This is a genomic window from Streptomyces sp. NRRL F-2664, assembly GCF_000719345.1.
GTDB lineage: Bacteria > Actinomycetota > Actinomycetes > Streptomycetales > Streptomycetaceae > Streptomyces.
On record NZ_JOFX01000044.1, the window covers coordinates 1 to 23,271 of the forward strand.

At 72.5% G+C, this 23,271-nt stretch carries 24 protein-coding genes; 17 read left to right on the plus strand and 7 right to left on the minus strand.

Translation table 11 applies throughout. From position 1 onward, the window contains the following. Positions 1 to 389: 389 nt before the first annotated feature. Together IF89_RS0129205 and IF89_RS0129210 are read left to right on the plus strand one after the other, a co-directional pair. On the plus strand, positions 390 to 779 hold the full coding sequence (locus IF89_RS0129205; protein WP_051807796.1) for a hypothetical protein: 390 nt from the start codon (positions 390 to 392) through the stop codon (positions 777 to 779). Between the two features lie 201 nt (positions 780 to 980). Next, a complete protein-coding gene (locus IF89_RS0129210; protein WP_030774469.1) occupies positions 981 to 1,937 on the plus strand; it encodes an arylamine N-acetyltransferase family protein in 957 nt (318 codons plus the stop codon). Between the two features lie 11 nt (positions 1,938 to 1,948). Here IF89_RS0129210 and IF89_RS0129215 read toward each other — a convergent pair whose 3' ends face one another. Continuing rightward, entirely contained in the window at positions 1,949 to 2,407 is a 459-nt protein-coding gene (locus IF89_RS0129215; protein ID WP_051807798.1) for a nitroreductase/quinone reductase family protein, read from the minus strand. A gap of 107 nt (positions 2,408 to 2,514) precedes the next feature. Here IF89_RS0129215 and IF89_RS0129220 point away from each other — a divergent pair, with 107 nt between their 5' ends. After that, positions 2,515 to 3,498 carry a LysR family transcriptional regulator gene (locus IF89_RS0129220; RefSeq protein ID WP_051807800.1) on the plus strand — a complete coding sequence of 328 codons (984 nt, stop codon included), beginning with the start codon at positions 2,515 to 2,517 and terminating at the stop codon, positions 3,496 to 3,498. Between the two features lie 444 nt (positions 3,499 to 3,942). On the opposite strand, the gene IF89_RS0129225 is transcribed toward IF89_RS0129220, so the two are convergent. Then, positions 3,943 to 4,128, minus strand: a complete 186-nt coding sequence (locus tag IF89_RS0129225) for a hypothetical protein (protein WP_030774475.1) — start codon at positions 4,126 to 4,128, stop codon at positions 3,943 to 3,945. Positions 4,129 to 4,308: 180 nt separating this feature from the next. Between IF89_RS0129225 and IF89_RS0129230 the strand changes: the two genes are divergently transcribed. After that, the gene (locus IF89_RS0129230) at positions 4,309 to 5,661 is read left to right on the plus strand and encodes a carbohydrate-binding protein (RefSeq protein ID WP_030774478.1); all 1,353 of its coding nucleotides are present in this window, start codon (positions 4,309 to 4,311) and stop codon (positions 5,659 to 5,661) included. 76 nt (positions 5,662 to 5,737) lie between these two features. Here IF89_RS0129230 and IF89_RS0129235 read toward each other — a convergent pair whose 3' ends face one another. The 3 genes from IF89_RS0129235 to IF89_RS0129245 are packed head-to-tail and all read right to left on the minus strand — an operon-like array spanning position 5,738 to position 9,674. Then, on the minus strand, positions 5,738 to 6,754 hold the full coding sequence (locus IF89_RS0129235) for a YdcF family protein (protein ID WP_030774480.1): 1,017 nt from the start codon (positions 6,752 to 6,754) through the stop codon (positions 5,738 to 5,740). A gap of 43 nt (positions 6,755 to 6,797) precedes the next feature. Continuing rightward, on the minus strand, positions 6,798 to 8,378 hold the full coding sequence (locus IF89_RS0129240; protein WP_030774484.1) for an N-acyl-D-amino-acid deacylase family protein: 1,581 nt from the start codon (positions 8,376 to 8,378) through the stop codon (positions 6,798 to 6,800). Between the two features lie 3 nt (positions 8,379 to 8,381). Then, positions 8,382 to 9,674 carry an amino acid deaminase gene (locus IF89_RS0129245; RefSeq protein WP_030774486.1) on the minus strand — a complete coding sequence of 431 codons (1,293 nt, stop codon included), beginning with the start codon at positions 9,672 to 9,674 and terminating at the stop codon, positions 8,382 to 8,384. Positions 9,675 to 9,851: 177 nt separating this feature from the next. Here IF89_RS0129245 and IF89_RS0129250 point away from each other — a divergent pair, with 177 nt between their 5' ends. Both IF89_RS0129250 and IF89_RS0129255 read left to right on the plus strand, forming a co-directional pair. Beyond that, positions 9,852 to 10,604, plus strand: a complete 753-nt coding sequence (locus tag IF89_RS0129250; protein WP_030774489.1) for an IclR family transcriptional regulator — start codon at positions 9,852 to 9,854, stop codon at positions 10,602 to 10,604. After that, positions 10,601 to 11,011: a RidA family protein gene (locus IF89_RS0129255; protein ID WP_030774492.1), complete on the plus strand. Its 411-nt coding sequence runs from the start codon at positions 10,601 to 10,603 to the stop codon at positions 11,009 to 11,011. The genes IF89_RS0129250 and IF89_RS0129255 overlap by 4 nt, the downstream gene beginning before the upstream one ends. An 88-nt stretch (positions 11,012 to 11,099) precedes the next feature. Here the strand turns inward: IF89_RS0129255 and IF89_RS0129260 are convergent, their stop codons facing one another. Then, entirely contained in the window at positions 11,100 to 12,434 is a 1,335-nt protein-coding gene (locus IF89_RS0129260) for a M14 family metallopeptidase (RefSeq protein ID WP_030774493.1), read from the minus strand. A 125-nt stretch (positions 12,435 to 12,559) separates the two neighbouring features. Beyond that, on the minus strand, positions 12,560 to 14,251 hold the full coding sequence (locus tag IF89_RS0129265; RefSeq protein WP_051807803.1) for a chitinase: 1,692 nt from the start codon (positions 14,249 to 14,251) through the stop codon (positions 12,560 to 12,562). Between the two features lie 389 nt (positions 14,252 to 14,640). On the opposite strand from IF89_RS0129265, the gene IF89_RS0129270 reads away from it, so the two are divergent. The 11 genes from IF89_RS0129270 (at position 14,641) to IF89_RS38410 (ending at position 23,260) form a co-directional block, all read left to right on the plus strand. Then, positions 14,641 to 15,588, plus strand: a complete 948-nt coding sequence (locus IF89_RS0129270) for a hypothetical protein (protein ID WP_030774496.1) — start codon at positions 14,641 to 14,643, stop codon at positions 15,586 to 15,588. 50 nt (positions 15,589 to 15,638) lie between these two features. Continuing rightward, a complete protein-coding gene (gene cpaB / locus IF89_RS0129275) occupies positions 15,639 to 16,340 on the plus strand; it encodes a Flp pilus assembly protein CpaB (protein ID WP_030774499.1) in 702 nt (233 codons plus the stop codon). A 7-nt stretch (positions 16,341 to 16,347) separates the two neighbouring features. Beyond that, positions 16,348 to 17,622, plus strand: a complete 1,275-nt coding sequence (locus IF89_RS0129280; RefSeq protein WP_051807805.1) for an AAA family ATPase — start codon at positions 16,348 to 16,350, stop codon at positions 17,620 to 17,622. Between the two features lie 3 nt (positions 17,623 to 17,625). Continuing rightward, positions 17,626 to 17,994 carry a TadE/TadG family type IV pilus assembly protein gene (locus tag IF89_RS47925; RefSeq protein ID WP_030774504.1) on the plus strand — a complete coding sequence of 123 codons (369 nt, stop codon included), beginning with the start codon at positions 17,626 to 17,628 and terminating at the stop codon, positions 17,992 to 17,994. 1 nt (position 17,995) lies between these two features. Further along, complete coding sequence (locus tag IF89_RS0129290; protein ID WP_030774506.1) at positions 17,996 to 18,364, plus strand: TadE/TadG family type IV pilus assembly protein; 369 nt, start codon at positions 17,996 to 17,998, stop codon at positions 18,362 to 18,364. Then, on the plus strand, positions 18,361 to 19,710 hold the full coding sequence (locus IF89_RS0129295; RefSeq protein ID WP_030774513.1) for a CpaF family protein: 1,350 nt from the start codon (positions 18,361 to 18,363) through the stop codon (positions 19,708 to 19,710). The genes IF89_RS0129290 and IF89_RS0129295 overlap by 4 nt, the downstream gene beginning before the upstream one ends. Then, positions 19,707 to 20,645, plus strand: a complete 939-nt coding sequence (locus tag IF89_RS0129300) for a type II secretion system F family protein (protein WP_030774516.1) — start codon at positions 19,707 to 19,709, stop codon at positions 20,643 to 20,645. The genes IF89_RS0129295 and IF89_RS0129300 overlap by 4 nt, the downstream gene beginning before the upstream one ends. Before the next feature lie 16 nt (positions 20,646 to 20,661). After that, on the plus strand, positions 20,662 to 21,555 hold the full coding sequence (locus tag IF89_RS0129305; RefSeq protein WP_030774519.1) for a DUF5936 domain-containing protein: 894 nt from the start codon (positions 20,662 to 20,664) through the stop codon (positions 21,553 to 21,555). A 3-nt stretch (positions 21,556 to 21,558) separates the two neighbouring features. Further along, positions 21,559 to 22,245 (plus strand): response regulator, encoded by a 687-nt coding sequence (locus IF89_RS0129310; RefSeq protein WP_043194556.1) that lies wholly within the window; start codon positions 21,559 to 21,561, stop codon positions 22,243 to 22,245. Positions 22,246 to 22,355: 110 nt separating this feature from the next. Next, positions 22,356 to 22,601 carry a hypothetical protein gene (locus tag IF89_RS0129315; protein WP_030774524.1) on the plus strand — a complete coding sequence of 82 codons (246 nt, stop codon included), beginning with the start codon at positions 22,356 to 22,358 and terminating at the stop codon, positions 22,599 to 22,601. Then, a complete protein-coding gene (locus tag IF89_RS38410) occupies positions 22,601 to 23,260 on the plus strand; it encodes a pilus assembly protein TadG-related protein (RefSeq protein ID WP_043194557.1) in 660 nt (219 codons plus the stop codon). Before IF89_RS0129315 ends, IF89_RS38410 begins: the two co-directional genes overlap by 1 nt. The last annotated feature ends 11 nt before the right edge of the window (positions 23,261 to 23,271 follow it).

Genomic DNA, 23,271 nt, shown 5'->3' on the forward strand with positions numbered 1-23,271 from the left:
GTTTCCCGGCAGTCTTTCGGCTTTCCGGGACGGGGCGGTCGGTCAAGGGTGGAGCGAAGCTCCATCGCGAAGCGACGCGACCGAAGGGAGCGCCCTTGAGGGACCGGCCCGGCACGGAAGGACGATGGGACTGACGGGAAACCCCCAGACCGTTCCTGATACCGATTCATCGAAGCCCGCCCACCGAAGCCACCCCCACCCCGCCCGCCTGTGCAGCCCGTCCGGCACGTGACCCCCGGTGCGGGGCGTAAGGGACTGCGACCGGCGACCGGGGGTGAGCCGCCACGCCGAGTCGTTGCGGAGGATCGATTCGGCTGTGCCGGGCCTTCTAGGGTCGTGCCTCGCTCCCCGCCCCGCCCCCGCCCCGCCCCCCCCCGAAGGGTTCACCGATGAAGCTTCGCAACGCCGCTGCCGCCGCCGTCGCAGCCTGTGCGCTGGTCCTGTCCCTGCCCGGTTCGGCCCTGGCGGCCGAAGGGCAGTTCCACTACAGGTACACCGACGACTCCGGCCAGGAGTACCGCGTCGTCCTGGACGACCCCGACAGCGGTGAGTGCATCAACCTTTACGCCGTCGGCTCCGACGGCGTGGAACCGGGCTATGCCCCGCAGAACCAGACCGACTCCTGGGTGACCGTCTTCGCCGGCGCCGACTGTGCGGGTCCCGAGTGGCGGCTGCGGCCCCTGGGCCGGCCCGCCACCGACCGGTTGGCGGTGCGCTCCGTGCGGTTCGACGTCCGGGAGGCGCGGGAGGTCCGGGACGAGTCCCGCGGGGTCCAGTAGTGCCGGCGGCCGTCCGGCCGTGACCGGGTTCCGGCGGCGTGTTCGTCCCACGTGACGCCCGACGCCGCGGGCGGCTCCACGGGTGAGGAGGTGCGCTCCACCGCCCGGGCCCTGCGGTCCCGGTTCGGACCGCGGTTGTGCCCGGAGGAGCCCCGCATTCCGGCTTGACCTCAAGCCGGGTCGAGGTACGAGGCTGGGGGCATGAACATCCGGTCAGCCGAAACGTCCGTGCCCGCCCCCAGCCCGACCGATCACCGCTCCGACCGGTGGTCGGGCGAACTGCTCGACCTCGACGCCTATCTGGCCCGGATCGGGTACGACGGTCCCCGCGAGCCCACCCTCGCGGTCCTGCGAAACCTCCAGCGCGCCCACACCACCGGCATCCCCTTCGAGAACGTCCACGCCGTCCTGGGCCGGGACCTGCCGCTCGACCTGCCGTCCGTCGAGGCCCGGCTGGTACGGGACCGGCGCGGCGGGTACTGCTTCGAGCACGTCCTGCTTTTCGCCGCCGTCCTCGAACGCCTCGGGTTCCACGTCACCGGCATGATCGGGCGGGTCAGCCTCGGCGCGCCCAAGGTCCTGCCCGCCACCCACGGCCTGCTCGCCGTGGCCGCGCGCGACGACGACCGGGAGTGGCTGTGCGACGTCGGCTTCGGAGCCGGCCCGCTCGGCCCGATCGAACTCGCCGACGGGGCCCAGGTCGCGTACGACGGCTGGCGCCACCGGCTGGAGCGGCACCCCGGCGCCCACGGCATCGACCAGTGGTGGCTGTACCAGACGGCCCCCGGCACCGCCCCCGCCCCGTCCGGGCCGGACGGCGGACCCGCGCGCGGCTCGGCCCCCTGGATCGACCGGCACACCTTCACCCTCACCGCCCAGTACCCGATCGACTACGTGGTCGGCAGCCATTTCGTGGGCACGCACGCGCGCTCGCCGTTCGTCCGCCGGCTCTTCGTGCAGCGCATGACCCCGGCCGCCCACCACAGCCTGGACGACCTGACGCTCGTCACCACCCTCCCCGACGGGACGAGCACCTCCGAGGAGATCGCCGCGGACGCCCTGGACGGGACCCTGCGCGCGGTGTTCGGGCTCGCCCTCACGCAGGAGGAACTCCGGGAGATCGCCGCCCGCCGGGCGGCTCCGGAGCGGGAGGCCTGAGGTTTGAGGCCCTAGCGGCCCGGCAGGCGCTCCAGGATGACCAGGGGGAGCTCGCGGGGGAGGGCGGCCGCCTGTTCGTCCTCGAACGGCGGCCACAGGGCGGTCATCATCTCCCAGTACACCTCCCGCTCCGTCGCGGTGGCCGTGTGCGCCGTCGCCTCGAAGGCTTCGGCGCCGACCTGGAGGCGGACGTGCGGATGGGCGGTGAGGTTGCGGTACCAGCCCGGATGGTCCGCAGCGCCGTCCGCGGACGCCACGACGAGGAAGCGGCCCGCGTCCTCGCCGTAGATCAGCGGGGTGCGTACGGTGGTGCCGGTGGCGCGGTCGAGTGTCGTGAGCAGCAGGGTGCGGACGCCGTGCCAGAGGTGCCCGTCGGCGCCGGCGGTGCTGACGTAGGCGCGGACGTGGTCGAGCCGCGGGCCGGGTCGCGGGTCCGTGGGGTGGTCCCAGTCGACTTCGAGTGTGTGCATTTACCTGTCCTTAGGGTCGAGGCCCCCTGGCGGCTAACGAGCATTAACGATTCTGGATGCGTACGACCCATGGCGCACGTCCATCGGTCTGGACCAAGCTCCGTGTCATGGATCTGGAGCTGAGGCATCTCAAGATCGTCAGGGCTGTCGCCGACGCCGGGAGCCTGACTCGGGCCGCCACCGCGCTCGGGCTCGCGCAGCCGGCGCTCAGCGCGCAGTTGAAGCGGATCGAGCGGGCGCTGGGCGGCACGCTGTTCGTGCGCGGGCGGGAGGGCGTACGGGCCACCGCGCTCGGGGAACTGGTGCTGGAGCGGGCCCGCGTCCTGCTGCCCGCGGTGTGCGAGCTGCAGGAGGAGGCCCAGCGGTTCGCGCGGCAGGAGGCGCGGGGCTACCGGCTCGGCGGGACGCACGGGCCGCTGCTCGGCGGGCTCGTGGACCGGCTCGCGCAGGAGGAGCCGGGGGTGCCGGTGAGCACGTACACCTCGTGGTCGGAGAAGGAGGTCGCCGGGAGCGTCGCCGACGGGCGGCTGGACTTCGCGCTGGTCGGCGTCTGCGGGGAGAGTGCGCCGCCGGAGCCCGCGCGGCTGGCGTGGAGGGAGGTGGCGCGGGACCCGGTGCACGTGATGCTGGCCGCGGACCATCCACTGGCCGTGGCGCGGGCCGCGCACCATGAGGTCGAGCTGGCCGAGCTGGCCGCCGAGGCGTGGACGGACGTCCCCGGCGACGGATGCTTCGGCGACTGCTTCGCCGCGGCGTGCGTGCGGGCAGGGTTCGCGCCCGCCTGCGTCTACGAGACGGACACGGCCTCCTGCGTGCACCTGGTGCAGGTGGGGCGGGCCGTGGGGCTGTGCCGGGCCACGTTCCCGGCGACCCCGGGGGTGGTGACCCGGCCGCTGGCCGGGACCCCGCTGGTGTGGCGGCACCTGCTCGGGTGGCATCCCGCCGCGCGGGGGGCTGCGCGGGCGGGGGAGGTGCTGGGGCATGCGAGGGCTGCGCATGCGGATGCGTTGGGGAGGGCGGCGGGTGGGGGGTCGGCCCTGCGGGCCGGGGCGGGTTCGCTGCGGGCGGCCGCGCCGTGGCCTGCGGCGTAGGGGGTGGTGCGGTGCGGTGCGTTGCGGGTGCGGCGCCGTTGCGGGGGCGCTGCCCCCGGGCCCCCGCGCCTCAAACGCCGGCGGGGCTGGAAAAGAGCGCCTCAAACGCCGGCGGGGCTGGGAAAGAGCGCCTCAAACGCCGGCGGGGCTGCCGGCGAGGCTGGGGACGCCAGCGCCGGCGGGGCTGGGAAGGAGCGCCTCAAACGCCGGCGGGGCTGCCGGCGAGGCTGGGGACGCCAGCGCCGGCGGGGCTGGGAAGGAGCGCCTCAAGCGCCGGCGGGGCTGGGAAGGAGCGCCTCAAGCGCCGGCGGGGCTGGGCAAGAGCGCCTCAAGCGCCGGCGGGCTGGGGCAAGGTGCCTCGACAGCCGGTGGGGCCGGCGCGGGGGAGCGTGCCCCGGCCCGGGTGGGCCGGGGCGGTGGGGCAGCTCTCGGGCGGTGCCTGCGTTACGGCAGGTAGCGCTCGATGACCTGGAGGCCCTCCTTCTCCATCAGCTGGCGGGCCTTCTCGACCCGCTCCGGAGTCGGGTCGTGGCCGGTCGCCATCACGAGGTCCTCGGGGTCGTACGGTCGTTCCCCGCCCGTGAAGAGCCGGTCCGACCGGGTGGGCTGCTCGTCGGGTTCACTGACCATCGCGTACCTCCTACGGTGTACCTGCCCCCATCCTCCGGCCGCCGCCCCATGAACGCACTTCGACCGCCGTGCGGCGCCGGGCATAACGCCGGGGGAGGGGCCAACCGGCAGCTCCCGCGGTCAGGTTCGGATTTCTACGGTTTCCGCAGACCCCCCACCGGAAAACCGAGGAGATCCCCCATGCTCAAGCGACACGCCCGCGCGGCGTGTACCGCCCTGGCCGCCACCGGGCTGCTGCTGGCCGGGACCGGCGGCGCCGTCGCCGACCCGGCCCCCGACCCCGCGGCGCCCTCGGCGGCCGCCGCCCTCCGTACCGCCGACGCACCCCCCGAGCTGCTCGCCGCCATGCAGCGCGACCTCGGCCTGACCCCCACGCAGGCCAAGGCGCGGCTCGTGCACGAGGCCGAGGCCGGGGCCACCGCCGCCCGCCTGCGGGATCGGCTCGGCGGTGCCTTCGCCGGGGCCTGGGTGGACGGGGCCGACGCCGGCACCCTCACCGTCGCGACCACCCGGGCCTCCGACACCGCCGCGATACGGGCCGCCGGGGCGGAGCCGAAACTGGTCACCCGTACCCTGGCCGCCCTCGACGGCGCGAAGGCCGCACTGGACCGGGCCGCCGGTCCCGCGACCCCCGTCCGCTACGTCGACCCGCGCACCAACATGCTCGTCGTCGAGGAGACCGAGGCGGGCGCGGCCGCCCGGCTGCTCTCCGCGACCGCCACCGACGCGGCCCTGGTCACCGTGGTCCGCACGGCCGAGGCCCCGCGCCCGCTCCACGACCTGCGCGGCGGGGACGCCTACTACATGAACGGCAGCGGCCGCTGCTCCGTCGGCTTCCCCGTGACCAGGGGGACCGTGCACGGCTTCGCCACCGCCGGGCACTGCGGGCGGGCCGGGACCACCACCACCGGCTTCAACCGGGTCGCCCAGGGCTCCTTCCAGGCCTCGGTCTTCCCCGGCAGCGACATGGCCTGGGTCGCCGCGAACACCAACTGGACCTCCACCCCGTTCGTCAAGGGCAGCGGCGGCACGAACGTGCAGGTCAGCGGTTCGGTACTGCAGCCGGTGGGCGCCTCGGTGTGCCGGTCGGGCTCGACCACCGGATGGCACTGCGGCACGATCCAGCAGCACAACACCAGCGTCACCTACCCCGAGGGCACCATCTCCGGGGTGACCCGCACGACGGTCTGCGCGGAGCCGGGCGACTCCGGCGGCTCCTACATGTCCGGGAGCCAGGCCCAGGGCGTCACCTCGGGCGGCTCCGGCAACTGCTCCAGCGGCGGGACCACCTTCTTCCAGCCGCTGAACCCAATCCTGTCGGCGTACGGGCTGACCCTCAAGGTCAGCGGCAGCGACCCGGGCCCCGGCCCCGGCCCCGAGCCCGAGCCCGGCGGCACCTGGAAGGCGGGCACCGTCTACGCGGCCGGCGCGAGCGTCACGTACGGCGGTGGGACCTACCGCTGCATCCAGGGGCACCAGGCGCAGGCGGGCTGGGAGCCGCCGAACGTCCCCGCGCTGTGGCAGCGGGTCTGATCCGTGCGGTGAGTGCGACCGGTGCCGTGACTGCCAAGGGGGGAGTCACGGCACCTTCCGCGGGCGCCGCCGCGGGTCAGACGAGGACCGCGGCCAGGGTGCCGAGCGCGCCGAAGACGGTGAGCAGGCCGCAGATGGCGAGGTTGACCGCCCGGTGCTCCCAGAAGACCGCGACGAATTCGCGGATGGTGGCGCTCGGCCAGTAGTACTTGGCGGTGGGGGAGCCCACCACCTGCCCGTTGACGCCGGTCTTGCGTGCCAGCATCGCGGCCCGGAACGCGTGGAAGTTGTTGGTGACCACCACGCACCGGTACGCCGGATCGCTGGCCTCCATGATCTCCCGGCTGAAGCGCATGTTCTCCTCGGTCGTCGTGGACCGGTCCTCCAGCACGATGTGCTCCGCCGGCACGCCCTCCCCGATCAGCCAGTCCGCCATCGCGCGGGCCTCCGCGACCTTCTCGTCCGAGCCCTTGCCGCCCGAGACGAGGAGCACCGGCGGCCGGCCGCCGCCGGCCAGCTGGCGCTCGTAGATCTGCTGTCCCTTGCGCAGGCGCGAGGCCAGCAGCGGCGGCACCCGGTCCCCGCCGACGAGGCCCGAGCCGAGCATGACCACGTGGTCGATGTCGCCGCGGACCTTGGTCCGGCCGTAGAGGAACGCGTAGCCCAGGAAGCAGAAGAAGACGAACGAGACGTAGCCGGCGACGACGGTGAGGGTCCCGGCGATGCCGCCGAGGACGGGGGAGCCGACGACGGCGACGAGGACCAGCAGCGCGATCAGCGCGAAGATCGCAAGGCCGGCGAGCAGCGACAGCAGGTTGGGCGGGCGGAAGCCTTCCTTGCGGACCATGGTCAGGCCGTTGCGGACGAGGAGGACGCCCAGTGCCAGCACGCCGAACGCGGGCGAGGCGAAGGCGAGGAAGGCGACCGTGACCGCTGCCCAGAAGGGCAGCTTGCCGACCTGGAGGAAGAGTGCCGAGAAGGCCGTGAGGAAGGTCAGGCCCAGGAGCACGGCGTTGCTGAAGCGGCGCCGGTCCTGCCGGACGCTTATGCAGAACGCGAGGAACAGCAGGGCGGCGAGGGCGAAGGCGACCATGGCGTCATCGTAGGCGGCTGATCCGCTGCGCAACGCAGCCGGTTCACCAGGGGCCGGGGCCGCTCCGGCGTACCGACCGGCCGGCCAGCACCTGGGTCCGGCGCCCGTCGCGCACGACGAACCGCCCGTCGATCAGGACGTGCGGGATCCCGGTGGGCGGTGTGCGGGGCCGCTCGTACGTGGAGCCGGCCGCGACCGTGGCCGGGTCGAAGAGGACCAGGTCGGCGCGGTGGCCCACGCGGACCAGGCCCCGGTCGGGCAGCCGGAGCCGGGCGGCGGGGCGGCCGGACAGGTGCGCGACGCACTCCTCCAGGGAGAGCAGGCCGAGTTCGCGGACGTAGTGGCCCAGGTAGCGCGGGAAGGTGCCGTAGGCCCGCGGGTGCGGTTTCGCGCCTTGGAGGATGCCGTCGGAGCCGCCGGTGTGCGCCCGGTGGCGCATGATCGTGCGGACGTTCTCCTCGTGGCCGACGTGCTGGAGGACCGTCGGCGCGAGCCGGTCGCCGATCAGCAGCCGGCGGGCGGTGTCCCAGCCGTCCACGCGGGTGCCGACGTGGGCGGCGTAGGCGGGGTCGGCGACGCCCGAGACCTCGATGGTCGACCAGTCGACGGGGACGCCGTGGCAGCCGTCGGAGCCCTCGTGTTCCAGGGCGTGCCGGATCCGTCCGGCCTGGTCGTCGTCGCGCAGCCGGGCGAGGACGGCCTCCGGTCCGCCCTCGTTCGCCCAGCTGGGCAGCAGCGCGACGAGGGTGGTGCAGCCGGGGGTGTACGGGTAGCTGTCGAGGGTGATGTCGCAGCCCGCGTCCAGGGCCGCGTCGAGGAGGGCGAGCAGTTCGGGGGCGCGGCCCTCGTTCTCGCCGAAGTTCATGGTGGCGTGGGCGAGGTGGAGGGCGCAGCCGGCCTGCCGGGTCAGGTCCACCATCTCGGCGTAGGCGGCGAGAGCGTGGCGGCCGTAACTGCGGTGGTGCGGGCAGTAGTAGCCGCCGTAGTGGGCCACGATCCGGCACAGTTCGGTCAGTTCGGCCCCGGAGGCGTACATGCCGGGGGTGTAGGTGAGTCCGGAGGACAGGCCGACGGCGCCCTGGGCCAGGCCGTCGGCGACGAGGGCGCGCATCCGGTCCAGTTCGGCCGGGGTCGCCGGGCGGTCGTCCCAGCCGACGGCGTGGGCGCGGACGGTGCCCTGGGGCACGAGGTAGGCGGCGTTGACGGCGACGCCTTCGCCGCCGAAGCCGCGGTCCAGCCGGTCGAGGTACTCGCCGACGGTGCGCCAGTCGAAGTCGACGTCGTCGCCGGGGCCGTTCCAGCCGGCGATCGCGGCCCGTACCGCGTCGAGGGTCCGGTCGTCGACGGGGGCGTACGACAGGCCGTCCTGGCCGAGGACTTCGAGGGTGACGCCCTGGGCGGCCTTGGCGCTGTGGTCCGGGTCGCGGAGCAGGGCGAGGTCGCTGTGGGCGTGCATGTCGACGAAGCCGGGGGCCAGGGCGAGACCGTGCGCGTCGACGGTCTCACGGCCCCCCGGCAGTCTGCCGATGGCGGCGATCCGGCCCTCGTGGACACCGACGTCGGCGGTGTACGAGGGGCCGCCCGTGCCGTCGACGACACGGGCGCCCCGCAGGACCAGGTCCACGCCCTAGAAGAAGGTGCGGACGTAGTCGGTGACGGTGCCGTCGGCCTCCACGACCGGGATCAGCGGCCACTTCTCGAAGATGGTGCACGGGTGGGCCATGCCGAGGGAGATGTGGTCGCCGACCTCCAGCGGGGTGGCGTCGGCGTCCGTCTCGATCCAGGCGTGCTGGTCGGACAGCTTCGTCACCCGGATCCCGGTGGCGGCGCGCTCGACGCCGTCGCGGGCGCTGCGCACGGTGAGCACTTCGGGCAGCCCGAGGTCGTAGGCGATGTCGCGCTTGCCCGCGTTGACGAAGGCCTGGCCGGGCGTGGGGCGGGAGACCACTTGGGTCCACAGCCGGAAGGCGGGGAGCAGGCCGCCCTCCTCGGGGAGGCGGTTGAAGGGGGTCAGGCCCGAGTACCAGCCGTGGTCGTGGGAGACGTACGCGCCGGAGCGCAGCAGCGGCAGGACGGGCAGCGACAGCTGCGGGATCTCGGCGAAGACCTCGGCGACGGCGTCGAACCACTCGCTGCCGCCGGCGCTGACGATGACCTCGTCCAGGCCGGTTCCGGTGAAGAGGCCCTGCTTGTCGAGGTCGGCGGCGAGCGCGGTGAGGCGGCGCAGCCAGGCGCGGACGCTGTCGGCGTCGGCGCCGGGCATGGTGGCCTCGTAGCCGGCCACACCCGCCAGGCGCAGGACGGGGGAGGCGGCGACGGCCTCGGCGACGGCCTGGCACTCGGCGTCGGTGCGGAGCCCCGTGCGTCCCTCGGCGCCGGCGCCGAGTTCGAGGACGACGTCGAGGGTGGCGCCGTGGCCCTGCAGGGCGGCGTCCATCAGCTCCACCCCGCGGACGGAGTCGACGTAGCAGACGAACCGGAAGCCGGGGTCGGCGGTGAGCTCGTCGGCGATCCAGCGCAGGGCGGGTGCGTCGACCAGCTCATTGGCCAGGAAGATCGTCCGGATGCCGAAGGCGCGGCACACCCGGGCCTGGTGCGGCATGGCGACGGTGATGCCCCACGCGCCGTGGTCCAGCTGGCGGCGGAAGAGCTGCGGGGCCATGCAGGTCTTGCCGTGCGGTGCGAAGGCGAGGTCGTGGCGGGCGGCGTAGGTGCCGAGGGCGGCGAGGTTGTGCTCCAGCGCGTCCGCGTCGAGGGTGAGGACGGGGGTGGTGAACCCGCCGCTGTGCAGGTCCCGGCGCTGGGCCGCGAGCTGTCCGACGGTGAGGCCGTCCGTGTGGGCGTCCGGGGGGAGTCCCTTGAACCGGTGGTCGACCGGCTCGTCGGCGAGGTCCTTGACGGGGTCGCTGGCGCTGGCCATGCGGATGCCTCCCGGGTGGGGTTGCGTGATGTGCAACGGTCATTGCGTGGACCGCTGCATGCTGTCTAACATCCCGGGTGACGGTGGGTCAACGCTGCCGGTACGGCGCCGCCGCGCGGCCGCGCCCGTACCGCCGCGCCTCGAACGCCGTACGGGCCCGGATTCGGAGGGCGAGAGATGAGCCAGTCCGTGGAGCGGGCGCTCGGCATCCTGCCGCTGCTCGCGCAGGGGCCCGCCGGCCTCGGTGACGTCGCCGACGCGCTCGGCGTCCACAAGAGCACCGCGCTGCGCCTGCTGCGCACTTTGGACGAGCGGGGTTTCGTCCACCGCCGCCGGGACGGGCGCTACCGTCTGGGCGCGCAGCTCTTCGCGCTCGCCGCCGAGGCCATCGAGAACCTCGATGTCCGCGAGGTGGCCCGTCCGCACCTGGCCGAGCTGAACCGGGCCACCGGGCACACCGTGCACCTCGCCCTGTACCAGGACGACGAGGTCGTGTACGTCGACAAGGTCGACAGCCGCTATCCGGTGCGCATGTACTCGCGCATCGGCCGGCCCGTGCCCCTCACCGTCGCCGCCGTCGCCAAGGTGCTCCTCGCCGACCTTCCCGAGGCCGAACGCCGGGCCCTCGCCCACCGCGTCGACTACCCGCGCCACACCGCCCGCTCCACCCCGGACGCGGACGCCTTCCTGCGCGAACTGGACCTCGTGCGGGAGCAGGGCTGGGCCACCGACATCGGTGGCCACGAGGAGTCGATCAACTGCCTGGGCGCGCCCGTGCGCGGCCCGCAGGGGCGGGTCGTCGCCGCCCTGTCGCTCTCGGCGCCCGGCGTGGTCGTCCCCGCGGAGGGGCTGCTCGAACTGCTGCCGCAGGTCCTGCGCACCGCCGGTGCCATCAGCCAGGACTGTTCAGGACCACAGGAGGACCCGTGACCGAGAAGAGCGCCATCACCCCCGCCACCCACACCGTCCCGCCCGCGAGGTTCTCGCACGGGGTGCGCAAGGGGAACATCCTCCAGGTCGCCGGGCAGGTCGGGTTCCTGCCGCACGTGGAGGGGCGGCCGCCGACCCCGGCCGGGCCGACCCTGCGCGAGCAGACCCTCCAGACACTGGAGAACGTCCGCTCCGTGCTGGAGGCGGGCGGTGCGGGCTGGGACGACGTGGTGATGGTCCGCGTGTACCTCACCGACACCGCACACTTCGCCGAGATGAACGAGCTGTACGACGCCTACTTCGAGGAGCAGGGCCTGAAGGAGGCCCCGGCCGCCCGCACCACGGTGTACGTGGGCCTGCCCGCCGGGCTCCTCGTCGAGATCGACGCCCTCGCCGTCCTGGGCTGACCCCGGCCGCGCAGGCGCGCCCCGCCGCAGGGGAGGGGACGCCCCCCTGGCGGCGGGGCGCCCCCGGTTCAGGTGCCCGCGCGACCGGCTACGAGCAGTACTGCGCCTCCTTGCCGATGGAGCGGTACATGCAGTCCGCGTTCTCCAGCAGCTGGAGCACCGCGTCCTTGTTGCGGGCGGTCTCGCGGTCGATCACCTCGTCGGGCGGGTAGAAGCCGCCGCCGCCGGCGCTCTCGGGGTACATCTCGAAGGTGTAGGAGAAGATCTTCTGGCTGCCCCACAGCCAGTCGTCGATCGTGCCGTCGGTGATGTACAGGTCGCTCGCCTGCTCCGGCGTGTAGCCGTTGCTGGCGGCCATGCTGGTGCCGATCTTCTTGTAGACGGCGAGGTCGTCGGCGGTCAGGCCGGGGGCGGTGTCGTTGTAGGTGTAGCCGAAGGGCCACAGGACGAGCTCGCTGTAGGTGTGGAAGTCGATCGCGGCCTTGATCTGCTGCTTGCCGCCCACCACCCGGCTGCGGACGAAGTCCGAGACGGCCTTCACCTCGGGTGCCGACTCGGCGGCGGGTCCCCGGTAGGTCTCGGAGCTCCTGCTGCCGCTGGAGCCGCCGCAGCAGCCCCACTTGTAGTTCCAGTTGCGGTTCTCGTCGGTGCCGACGTAGGAGGACCCGGAGTTCGGCTGCCGGTTCTTGCGCCAGGAGCGGTAGGAGCCGGTGGCGATGTCGTACTCGCCGCCGTCGGGGTTGAGGTCCGGGACGATCCAGATCTCCCGGCCGTTGACGGCGTTGGTGACCCTGGAGTCGGCGCCGTACTTGGAGGTGAACTCCTTGAGCAGGTACAGCGCCATCTCGACGGTCAGGTGTTCGCGGGCGTGCTGGTGCGCGGTGAAGAGCACTTCCGGTTCGGACTCGTCCGTCGCGACGTTGTCGCTGATCTTGATGGCGAGGAGGTCGCGGCCCTGGTACGACTTGCCGATCACCCGCTTGGAGGCGATCGCCGGGTACTGCCCGACCAGCTGGTTGATCTCGGCCGTCGCCTCGGCGTAGTTGTGGTACCTGGAGTCGGCCGAGGGGAAGTCCATGGGGCCGGCCGCGATGCCGGGCAGTGAGCGGTCCGGGGGTCCGGGCAGGGGGGTCAGCTTGTAGCCGAGCGACTTCAGCTTCTTCGCCTGCAGGGTGTCGGCGCTGACCACCACGGTGTGGTCGTCCACCTCGTCGATGGACACGCCCGTTCCGAGCAGGGCGGTGCGGTCGGCGACGGTGGAGGGGCCGTGGATCCGGTACTGGACGATCGCCTCGTCCTGGGTGGCGGTGGACGGGCTGGGCGGTGGGGCTGCCGTCGCGCTCATGCCGTAGGCGGGTGCGCCCAGCGCGAGCGCCAGCAGGGCCGCCGTCAGGCCGGCCCTCCGGCGGGTGTGGAGCCGCATGCGTTCTCCTGGGTGGGGAGTGTGGGGGTAGCCGTGCGGACGCGCTCAGCGTCCTCTCGTGGCATGTCCCGGTCAAGAAGTCCGGGTGTCGGCCGAACCGATCCGGCCACCCCCACTCGTACCGCCTAGGGCAGTCCGTGGACCTTGGGACCCACCGAGTTCGACCAAGCACTACCCGCCTTGGCGTCCCAGTTGGTGGACCAGGTCATCGCGCCGCGCAGCCCCGGGTAGGTCTTCGACGGCTTGAAGGAACCGCAGTTCGTACCGCGGGTCAGGCAGTCCAGGGCGTTGTTGACGACGGTGGGGGAGACGTAGCCGCTGCCCGCGCCGCTGGGGGAGGCCGGGACGCCGATGCCCACCTGGGAGGGGTCGAGGCCGCCCTCCAACTGGATGCAGGCCAGCGCGGTGAGGAAGTCCACCGAGCCCTGCGAGTAGACCTTGCCGTCGCAGCCGTTCATCGAGCCGCTGTTGTAGTACTGCATGTTGACGACCGTCAGGATGTCCTTGATGTTGAGCGCCGTCTTGAAGTAGCCGCCCTGCGGGGACTGCATGTCGATGGTCTGCGGGGCCATGGTGATGACGAGCGAGGGGCCGGCCTTCGCGGACAGGGCGCGCAGCGCCTGCGTCATGTACGTCGGGTTGAGCCCGTTCTCCAGGTCGATGTCGATGCCGGTGAAGCCGTACTCCTGCATCAGGGCGTACGCCGAGTTCGCCAGGTTGGTCGCGGAGGCCGAGTCGTTGACCGTGATGGTCCCCTTCTCGCCGCCGATGGAGAGGATGACCGACTTCCCGGCCGCCTTCTTCGCGGCGATGTCCGCCTTGAACTGGGCGACCGTGTAGCCGCCGAGGCCGGCCGAGTCGAGGTTGAAGGCGATGGCGCCCGGCGTTGCGGTGGCGTCGGCGAAGGAGACGGCGATGATGTCGTACTGGGCGGAGACGTCGGAGATCCTCTGGACGGTGGCGCCGTTGTCGAAGTTCTGCCAGTAGCCCGTCAGGGCGTGCTTGGGGACGGCGGGGTTGCCCGGGTTGCCGCCGCCGGTCGTCGTGCCGGTCACGGGTGCGGACCTCGGGCCCTCGCCCGCCGCGTTGTACGCGCTCACCTGGAAGGAGTACGAGGTGGCGGGGGCCAACCCGGTGATGGCGGTGGAGGTCGCGGTGACGGTCCGGACGCGGACGCCGTCCTGGTACACGTGGTAGCCGGCCGCGCCGCCGACGGGGTTCCACGCAAGGGTGAGGCCGTTCGCGCTCTGGCCGGAAACGGCGGTCCCGGCCGGTGCGCCCGGGATGCCCGGACCGGGGTCGGTGCCCCCTCCGCCGTCCGGTCCGAAGACGCTGAAGTCGTCCACGGTGTAGGCCGGCTGGCCGTACCAGCCGTGGGTGTGGACGGTGACCCGGGTGGTGGAGGGGCCGGTGGTGAACGTGGTGGACAGCTTCTGCCATCCGCCGCCCGAGCCGGGGGTCCAGGTGGAGACGTCCTGGGTGCCCGTACCGGTCGCGCCGAGGTGGACGTAGCTGCCCTGCACCTGCGCGCTCAGGGTGTAGGTCGAGTTCGGCCTGACCGTGACGGTCTGGCTGCAGCGGGCGTTGTCGGAGCCGGCCGGGGTGGCATTCAGCGCGCCGGCGCCGGCGTACACGGGCGAGGAGACGGCGGCGCCGCTCCCGCCGGAGCAGGACCAGTCGGCGAGGCCCGACTCGAAGCCGCCGTTGCGGACGACGTTGATGTCGGCGGCCTGTGCGGCGCCGGTGGCGAGGGCCGTCAGCGCCCCGGCGGCGACGGCGACGGCGAGCGGCAGGGAGAGGGAGCGTATGCGGTTCACGAGGGCTCCGTGGGGGGAGGTGGAGTGGTGGGGTGAGGACCGGACCATGTGGGGCGGAACCGGCGCACGACGTGCGCTGCCAAGTTGGTCCAGACCAATCCTCGTGTCAAGAGTCTTCGCAAAGTGGCTTGAAATGGCTTATTGCGTAACCCCTGTTGTCCGGGTTTTCCGCCACCTGTGACCGCTGCCTTACGCACGGGAATCACCAAGCCCCTGACCTGCCAGGGGTGACGCGGTTATGGTGCTGGGGCAAGGGGGGACGGAAGGCCGTCGTGGACGGCCGCGCACAGGCAGAGGTGTGCGCCGCGCTGCGCGCACCGCGACGCGTCCCCGTCGAGCGCGCGAGAGTCCAGGCGCACGGGGAGACGTGGGGGAACGGGGGATATCGCGTGCCGACCGCCATCGCTGTCACCAGCGCCGACCTGGTGCTTCCGGCCCCTGACCGGCACACGCCCGGGGCCGCGCTGCTGCACCCGCCCGGGGAGCACGACCTGGAGGCCGCGCTCGCCGGGACCACCGCGCTGCTGGAGCGGCACGGCCACCTCGTGGCCCTCGTACCGCCGTGGCTGCCGCGCCCCACCGTCCAGCGGCTGCACACCGTCCGGGCCATCCTGGAAACCGACCGGATCGCGCTGCTCGACATCGATCTGCCGCCGCTGGGCACGGCCCTGCTGGCCCGTCAGCTGCGCCAGCTCAGCGTCTGCGACTTCAGCCCCGGCATCATCGCCTCCGCCGCCCGACTGCTGTCCCACTACATCCACGCCGGCGCCCTGCTCGGCTCGGTCGCCAAGCTCGACCGGGTCCGCGTACCCGTCGGGCTGGGGGCGCACGCCCGGTCCTGGTCGCCGAGCGCGCAGTTCGCCGTACTCGCCCACCCGACGCCGTACCTGGCCAGGCTCGGCTCCGCGGCCGGCGGACGCGGCGGCTCGCACGGCGGGGCCCGCGGCCGCTCGCACGGCGGCCCGCGCGGCGGTGCGGCGGGGGACCTGCCCGCAGGCCCCGACTTCGCCACCCACCTCACCTTCGCGCGCGGCCAGCTCGCCTCCGACTGGGTCGCCGCCGAACTCGCCCCCGCATGGCAGGTGCAGGGCGTCATGGAGAACCCGCTGCCGGCCGCCTCACCCGCCTGGTGGGGCACCCCCAAGCTCGTCGAGTTCGCCGCCGGCATCCCCGACCTGTCCGTGCTCTACCAACTGGTCGCCTCGGTCCGCCGCGAGCAGTGCCGCTGGTGCGGCCTGGAACTCATCGGCGACCGCTGCGGCTTCTGCGCCGCCCCGCTCGCCGCTCCGCCGCCCTCCGCGACGGTGCCGGCGGGCACCGGCCTCTCCAGACCCTGACCGACCACCGAACGTACGGACGAAGAAAGAACGGCGAGGTAGTACGGCCTATGAACTCACGCCAGCGCCGCGGCGTCATTCTGCTGCTCCTGTCGGTCCTGTGCGCCCTGGGAGCCTTCGCCGGAGTCCTCGTGGTGATCGGCGACGTCAACTCCAAGGTCGGCTCCGAGGTCGTCGCCTACCGCGCCAAGGCCGACATAGCGCCGTACAGCCCGCTGACGGCCGGCCAGTTCGAGGAGATCAAGGTCCCCGAGCGGTGGCTGTCCGCCACCGCCGTCACCGACCTCGGCGCACTCCGGGACAAGATCGCGCTCACCACCCTGAAGAAGGGCTCGCTCCTGCAGACGGACATGGTCGTCGACCGGCCGCAGCTCCAGCCCGGCGAGCAGGAGATCGCCATCATGATCGACGCGGCGACCGGCGTCGCCGGCAAGATCACCTCCGGCGCCAAGGTCAACATCATCGCCACCTTCAAGGGCGCCAAGGACACCGAACCCTCCCGCTCGGTCATCATCGTCGCCAACGCCCGCGTCCTGAACGTCGGCAAGCTCACGGCCCTGGAGAAGGACAGCGACCGCAAGGGCCCCTCCGAGGCCGTCCCGATCACCTTCGCCCTCAGCACCAGGGACACGCAGCGCGTCGCCTACGCCGAGTCCTTCGCGGAGCACGTGCGCCTCGCGCTGGTCGCCCCCGGCACCGACTCCGCGCCCGCCCCGGGTGACCGTACGTACACCCTCGACGGGGACAAGTGAGGCCCGGATGACGACCCGAATCCTCCCCGCGGTCGGCGACCCGGACGCCGCCCGCATCTTCTCCACCCTGCTGAGCCAGCTCCCGTCGGCGGAGCCCGCCGCCCCCGTCCCCGACTCGACCACCCTGCTGGACACCCTCGCCCGGCTCGCCGCCGACTCCCTCGACGAACTGCCCGAGGTGGTCCTCGTGCACGAGCGGATCGGCCCGGTGCCCGCGCTGGACCTCATCCGGGAAGTCGCCCTGCGCTTCCCGGCGGTGGGCGTCGTCCTGGTCTCCTCGGACGCCGGCCCGGCGCTCTTCTCCGCCGCCATGGACTCCGGCGCCCGCGGCCTCGTCGGCCTGCCCCTGTCCTACGAGGAACTCGCCGCCCGTGTCCAGGCCGCCGCCCAGTGGGCCGTCGGCGTCCGCCGCCACCTGGGCAAGGGCGCCGCCGACGCCCTCACCGGACCGGGTGGCCGGGTGGTCACCGTCACCGGGGCCAAGGGCGGCGTCGGCACGACCTTCGCGGCCGTGCAGTTCGCACTCGCCGCGGCCGCCTCGGGCCGGCGTACCGCCCTGGTCGACATGGACCTCCAGGCCGGCGACGTGGGCTCGTACCTCGACGTGCAGTTCCGGCGCTCCATCGCCGACCTCGCCGGGATCCAGGACATCTCCCCGCGCGTCCTGCAGGACGCCGTCTACGAGGATCGCACCGGCCTCGCGCTGCTGCTGGCCCCGGCCGACGGCGAACGCGGCGAGGAGGTCGACGACCGGGCCGCCCGCCACATCGTCGGCGCCCTGCGCAGCCGCTACGAACTGGTCGTCGTCGACTGCGGCACCCAGGTGACCGGCGCCAACGCCGCGGCGGTGGAGATGGCGGACGTCGCGGTCCTGGTCACCACCCCCGACGTGATCGCCGTACGGGCCGCCAAGCGCATGGTCCGGCTGTGGGAGCGGCTGCAGGTCCGCAAGGCGGAGGACACCTCGGTGGTCGTCAACCGCTGGAGCAAGCACACCGAGATCCAGCCCGCCCTCATCGAGAAGATCACCAAGACCCGGGCCGCGCGCACCCCCGTGCCGGCCGCCTTCAAGGAACTCCAGGCCGTGGTCGACGCGGGCCGCGTCCAGGACCTCGACAACCGCTCCACGGTCAAACAGGCCCTGTGGGCCGTCGCCGGCGAACTCGGCCTCCTGGCCGCCGCCGACCCGGGCACCCCGCCTGCTGCCGGCCCGCCGGGCGGCGCCCTGACCCTGCGCGCGGCGGGCACGGTCTCCCGCCTGCGCCGCGGCCGGGAGGGCTGACGGATGCCCGCGGGGAGAAGCACCCGGGGCGACCGGGGCCAGGTGGCGATCGAGTTCGTCGGCACGGTGCCGCTGATCCTGCTCCTGGTGGCGGCGGTGTGGGAGTGCGTCCTGATCGGCTACGCCTTCTCCCTGGCGGGCAACGCGGCGGACGAGGCGGCGCGGGCGGGGGCGGTGCACGGGGGTGCGGCGTGCGCAGCGGCGGCGCGTGAGCACATCGGGGAGGCGTGGAACCTCCAGGTGGACTGTGACGAGGCCGGGGACATCTACCAGGCCAAGGTCCGCCTCTCCATCCCGGTTCTCCACCCCGCGCTCAACTTCGGCGGGATCGACGGCACGGGCGGCGCGGCACTGGAGAAGGAGGCCGAGTGACATGAGGCGGCGCATCCGGTCCGACCGCGGCCAAGTGGCCCTCGAATACATCGGCTTCATTCCGATCCTGCTGTTCGTGGCACTGTGCGCGATTCAGCTGGGCTGGGTGGCGTACGTCCACGAGCAGGCCGACACGGCCGCCCGCACGGCGGCGCGCGTGGAGGCCCAGCACCGGGGCAGGGGAGAGGCCGCCGGGGTCGCGGCCGTCAGGCAGGGGATCGGTGCCGAGGTCAGGGTCAGCAGGACGGCCGACGCCGTCACGGCCGTGGCCACCATCGAGATCGCATCGATCATCCCCGGACTGGACCCCGCACCGGCCAGGGCCACAGCCGTCATGCCCAACGACGATCCCGAGGTGACCGGACCATGAGCCTGCGTTCCCGGGTCAGTACCCCCGACGACCGCCACAACCCCCGCGAGGACGGCCGGCTGGTCTCCTCCTACCGCGCCAAACTGCTGGAGGAGATCGACCTCGCCGAGATGTCCGCGCTTGCACCCGCAGAGCGCCGGGCCCGCCTCGAACGCGTCCTCGGGCACATCATCAGCCGCGAGGGGCCCGTCCTCTCCACCGCCGAGCGCGCGCAGCTCATCCGGCGCGTCGTCGACGAGGCACTCGGCCTCGGCGTGCTCGAACCGCTCCTCGAAGACGCCTCCATCTCCGAGATCATGGTCAACGGCCCCGACCAGATCTTCGTCGAGCGGGCCGGCCGCGTCGAGCAGCTCCCCCTCCGCTTCGCCTCGCACGAGCAGCTCATGCAGACCATCGAGCGCATCGTCTCGACCGTCAACCGCCGCGTCGACGAAGCCAACCCGATGGTCGACGCCCGCCTGCCGAGCGGCGAGCGCGTGAACGTCATCATCCCGCCGCTCTCCCTGACCGGAGCCACCCTCACCATCCGCCGCTTCCCGCGCGCCTTCACCCTGCACGAGATGATCGCCCTGGGTTCCCTCGACGAGCAGATGCTCCTGCTGCTGTCGGGCCTGGTCCAGGCGAAGATGAACCTGATCGTCTCCGGCGCCACCGGCACCGGCAAGACCACCCTCCTCAACGCCCTCTCCGGCCTCATCCCGGAGGGCGAGCGCATCATCACCATCGAGGACTCCGCCGAGCTCCAGCTCCAGCAGGCCCACGTCATCCGACTGGAGTCCCGCCCGGCGAACGTGGAGGGCAAGGGGCAGATCACCATCCGCGACCTCGTACGCAACTCCCTGCGCATGCGCCCCGACCGCATCATCGTCGGCGAGGTCCGAGGCGGCGAGACCCTCGACATGCTCCAGGCCATGTCCACCGGTCACGACGGCTCACTGGCCACCGTGCACGCCAACAGCTCCTCCGACGCCCTGACGCGCCTGCAGACCCTGGCCTCCATGTCGGAGGTCGAGATCCCCTTCGAAGCCCTCCAGGACCAGATCAACAGCGCCGTCAACGTCATCGTCCAGCTGACCCGCTTCGGCGACGGCTCGCGCCGCATCACGGAGATCTCCATCCTTGAGTCGCACGGCCGCGAACCGTTCCGGATCACCACCGTCTGCCGGTTCGTCGCCCAGCCCATCGGCCCCGACGGCCGGGTCCACGGCTTCTTCGAGTACTACCCGCTGCCCCGCCGCATCGCCGAACGCCTGTACATGAACAACCAGCCCATCCCGCAGGCCTTCGGCGTCGCGCTGCCGGACGACCCCCTCACCACACCGCACATCACACGGACCGCCCTGTGAACCCACTGATCCTCCTCACCCTCGGCATCACCCTGCTGGCCTGCGTCCTCGCCGTGGTCGGCCTCCAGGCGTACGCGGCCGGCCGTGCCCAGCACGCCGCCCTCGTCGAGCGCCTCTCGGCGAGCGGGGCACCCGAGCCGCTGGGCCGGCCCCGCCGTTTCCGGAAGATCGACCGCAGGCTGCGGAGGACGACGTTCGGCCGGCGGATCGAGCAGAAGCTGGCGACCACCGGCCTGGACCTCACGCCGGGCGAGTTCTTCGTCTACATGCTCGGTTCCGTCGCGGGCGTATGGCTGATCGCCTCGTCCCTCCTCGCGCCGTTCTTCGGGCCGGTGGCCGGACTGGTCGGCGTCTGGGCGGCTAACGCGTTCCTGAACTGGCAGCGTGCTCGCCGTACGGAGCGCTTCATCAACCAGCTCCCCGACCTGGCCCGCATCCTCGCCAATGCCACCCAGGCCGGGCTGGCCCTGCGTACCGCCATCGGGATCGCCGCGGAGGAGTTGGAGGCGCCGGCGGGCGAGGAACTGGCCCGGGTCGCCGACCGCCTCGCCGTCGGCCACTCGATCGAGGAGTCCCTCGGGGAGCTCACCGAACGGCTCCCCTCACGCGAACTCGTCGTCCTGGTCTCCACCCTCGTCCTGTCCGCCCGCGCGGGCGGCGCGATCGTGGACAGCCTGCGCAACCTGACGGTGACGCTGGAACAGCGCAAGGAGACCCGCCGCGAGATCCGCACCCAGCTGTCCCAGGTCACGGTGACGGCCTACCTGGTGCCCGCCATCGGACTCGGCTCGCTCCTCCTCGTCGACATGATGATGCCGGGCGCACTGGACCGGATGACGGGCGCGTTCCTCGGGCAGACGGCCGTCCTCGTCGCCCTCGGCCTCTTCGCGCTGGGCTTCGTCCTCATCCGCCGCCTGTCGAAGATCGACGTGTGAGGGGGCGGACGGGACGATGACCGCACTTCTCCTCGCCTGCGCCGTAGGACTCTCGGTGTTCGGCGCCTTCCACGGCATCCGCCTCTACCGGGCGGACGTGAAGCTCCCCACCGATCTCGCCCTGGCCCTGGAGGTGGGAGCGACCCGTACGACGGCGGTCGGCTCACTGGTCGACCGCGTCGGCATCCGCTGGGCGCCGCTGGTCCTGCGGGCGATGGGCACGACCCGGGTGGCCCGCAAACGCCGTCAGATCGACATGGCCGGCAACCCGGCCGGCCTCACGATCGACCGGTACGCGGCCCGGCGCGCGGTGTACGGGGCACTGGGCGCCGCGGGAGCCCTCGCCATGCTGGTCAACGGCCGGCTGGTGGCCGCCCTACTGATGGTGGCGTTCGGCCTGTTCTGGATCGAGGTGGGCCTGTGGTCGGCCATCCGGGTCCGCCGCGACCACATCGAACGGACCCTGCCGGACTTCCTGGACGTCCTCGCCGTGGTGGTCAGCGCCGGGCTGGGCTTCCGGCAGGCGCTGGACCGGGTGGCGGGCAAGTACGAGGGGCCGTGGGCGGACGAGATCCGCATCACGCTCCAGCAGATGGACATGGGCGTCAGCCGCCGCCAGGCCTTCGACGAGCTGCGGCGGCGCAACGACAGCGAACAGGTCGCGCAGTTCGTCACCGCCCTCCAGCAGGGCGAGGAACTCGGGTCGCCGATCGTCGACACGCTGATCGCCATCGCGGAGGACATGCGCCGGACGGACGCCCAGAACGCCCGCCGGCGGGCGGCGCGCGCCGTGCCGAAGGCCACCTTCGCCGTCACGATGTTCATGCTGCCCGGCACGCTGATCCTCCTCGTGTGCGGCTTCGTCTACGGCGCGAACGTCGACTTCGGCGCGCTGTTCGGAGGTGGCTGAGCCATGGCACGGCTCAGCGTGCTCATCGCCGACGGGAACCCGGTCATCAGGGCGGGACTCGCGGCCATCCTGGGGGCGGCGGGGGGCATCGAGGTGACCGCCCAGGCCGCGGACGGCCGCGAGGCACTGAGCCTGACCCGCAGGCATGCGCCGGACGTGGTCCTGCTGGACGTCCGGATGCCGGGGGTGGACGGGATCTCCGCCCTGCCGCACCTCGTGCAGCTGGCGCCCGTACTGATGCTGACGTACAGCAGGGAAGCCGACATCGTGCGCGAGGCACTGCTGCTGGGCGCCGGCGGCTATCTGGTGCACGGCGAGTTCACGGCCGACGAGCTGGTCAGGGCTGTCCACGACGCGCCCCTGGGCCGACCCCACTTCACCCCGACGGCGGCGAGCGCCCTGCTGACGGAACTCAGGGCCTCTTCGCATCCGCAACGAGATGTGGGACAGTCGTCTGAGCGGATGCACAACTCTGTTGTCTTCGGGCTGAGTTCCCGGGAGGTAGAGATCATGGATCTGATCGCGTCCGGGATGAGCAACCAGCAGATCGCCGCCGCCTGCTTCATCAGCGAGAAGACCGTCAAGAACCACATCAACCGCATCTTCGCGAAGCTCCGGAGCGCCACGCGCAGCGAGGCGATAGCCCGCTGGCTGGGAACCGCCCGTCCAGGAGTGACCGGTCATGGGTAGACGGAGTGCGCAGTGGGTCCGTAATTGGGCCCCGGGACCCTTGGTAACGACTGGTGACCGGCCGTACCGTCCGCAGATCGACACCGGTACCGGCCCGGGAGGGAACCCCCATGTCACAGAACACGCTGCTGAAGGCCGCCGTGGAGGCGCGGATCAGGGTGAACGGGTGGACGGACACGGCCGTGACGAGGCTCCGCAAGCGCCACGCCCAACGGGACCGCGGCCAGACGGCCTTCGAGTACCTCGGCATCATCCTGGTGGTGATCGTGATCGTCGGAGCCATCGTGGGCTCGGGCGTGGGCTCGGAGATCACCAAGCGGATCAAGCAAGCGGTGACGGACATCAAAGCCGGCTGATGACCGCGCGCGGCGCGTATGGGCGTGACCGGGGGCAGGCCTTTCCCCTTTACGTGGTCGTGGTGGCCGGACTGCTCTTCGCGGCGCTCGCCTTCTTCGCCGTGGGCCAGGCGTCGGTCAGGCGCAGCGATGCCCAAGGGGCCGCCGATGCGGCGGCTTTGGCCGCCGGGCGTGAAGCCCGGGACGAGGTGTTCTTCGGCCTCGACCTCCCGTCGGTGGACGCCGAGGTCTGGGAGAGGATCGTCGACGGGAAGTTCTTCAGGAACGGTGATGCCTGCGCAGCCGCAGAGGACTTCGCGGCAAAGAACGATGCGAAGGCCACCTGCACGGCGGCTCTCCCCCGTTTCACCGTGACGGTGGAGACGAATCAAGCCGTGGGGGATTCGGTCGTCCCCGGCACCAACGGCATACACGCGACGGCAAAGGCCACGGCCGTGATCGAGCCCCGCTGCCGCCTGGGCGCCGTCACTCCGGGCCCCACCCCGACCCCCGCGGCCACACCGACCGCGCCGCCCGGCGGTGGTTCACCCTCCCCCGTGCCCAACGTTCCTACAGTGAACTTCACGTGTGGTGGGGAGACGATCAAACTCGATCCGCTGAAGCCGGGTTCGCTCAAGGCATTGACCAGAAAGCTGTTCAGCGTGCGACTCGTCGGCTGACAGGGTCCGAG

Coding starts and splice junctions, on each gene's coding strand:
- IF89_RS0129205 (WP_051807796.1), top strand. CDS start 390: ATGAAGCTTCGCAACGCCGCTGCCGCCGCCGTCGCAGCCTGTGCGCTG.
- IF89_RS0129210 (WP_030774469.1), top strand. CDS start 981: ATGAACATCCGGTCAGCCGAAACGTCCGTGCCCGCCCCCAGCCCGACC.
- IF89_RS0129215 (WP_051807798.1), bottom strand. CDS start 2,407: ATGCACACACTCGAAGTCGACTGGGACCACCCCACGGACCCGCGACCC.
- IF89_RS0129220 (WP_051807800.1), top strand. CDS start 2,515: ATGGATCTGGAGCTGAGGCATCTCAAGATCGTCAGGGCTGTCGCCGAC.
- IF89_RS0129225 (WP_030774475.1), bottom strand. CDS start 4,128: ATGGTCAGTGAACCCGACGAGCAGCCCACCCGGTCGGACCGGCTCTTC.
- IF89_RS0129230 (WP_030774478.1), top strand. CDS start 4,309: ATGCTCAAGCGACACGCCCGCGCGGCGTGTACCGCCCTGGCCGCCACC.
- IF89_RS0129235 (WP_030774480.1), bottom strand. CDS start 6,754: ATGGTCGCCTTCGCCCTCGCCGCCCTGCTGTTCCTCGCGTTCTGCATA.
- IF89_RS0129245 (WP_030774486.1), bottom strand. CDS start 9,674: ATGGCCAGCGCCAGCGACCCCGTCAAGGACCTCGCCGACGAGCCGGTC.
- IF89_RS0129250 (WP_030774489.1), top strand. CDS start 9,852: ATGAGCCAGTCCGTGGAGCGGGCGCTCGGCATCCTGCCGCTGCTCGCG.
- IF89_RS0129260 (WP_030774493.1), bottom strand. CDS start 12,434: ATGCGGCTCCACACCCGCCGGAGGGCCGGCCTGACGGCGGCCCTGCTG.
- cpaB (WP_030774499.1), top strand. CDS start 15,639: ATGAACTCACGCCAGCGCCGCGGCGTCATTCTGCTGCTCCTGTCGGTC.
- IF89_RS0129280 (WP_051807805.1), top strand. CDS start 16,348: ATGACGACCCGAATCCTCCCCGCGGTCGGCGACCCGGACGCCGCCCGC.
- IF89_RS47925 (WP_030774504.1), top strand. CDS start 17,626: ATGCCCGCGGGGAGAAGCACCCGGGGCGACCGGGGCCAGGTGGCGATC.
- IF89_RS0129290 (WP_030774506.1), top strand. CDS start 17,996: ATGAGGCGGCGCATCCGGTCCGACCGCGGCCAAGTGGCCCTCGAATAC.
- IF89_RS0129295 (WP_030774513.1), top strand. CDS start 18,361: ATGAGCCTGCGTTCCCGGGTCAGTACCCCCGACGACCGCCACAACCCC.
- IF89_RS0129305 (WP_030774519.1), top strand. CDS start 20,662: ATGACCGCACTTCTCCTCGCCTGCGCCGTAGGACTCTCGGTGTTCGGC.
- IF89_RS0129310 (WP_043194556.1), top strand. CDS start 21,559: ATGGCACGGCTCAGCGTGCTCATCGCCGACGGGAACCCGGTCATCAGG.
- IF89_RS0129315 (WP_030774524.1), top strand. CDS start 22,356: ATGTCACAGAACACGCTGCTGAAGGCCGCCGTGGAGGCGCGGATCAGG.
- IF89_RS38410 (WP_043194557.1), top strand. CDS start 22,601: ATGACCGCGCGCGGCGCGTATGGGCGTGACCGGGGGCAGGCCTTTCCC.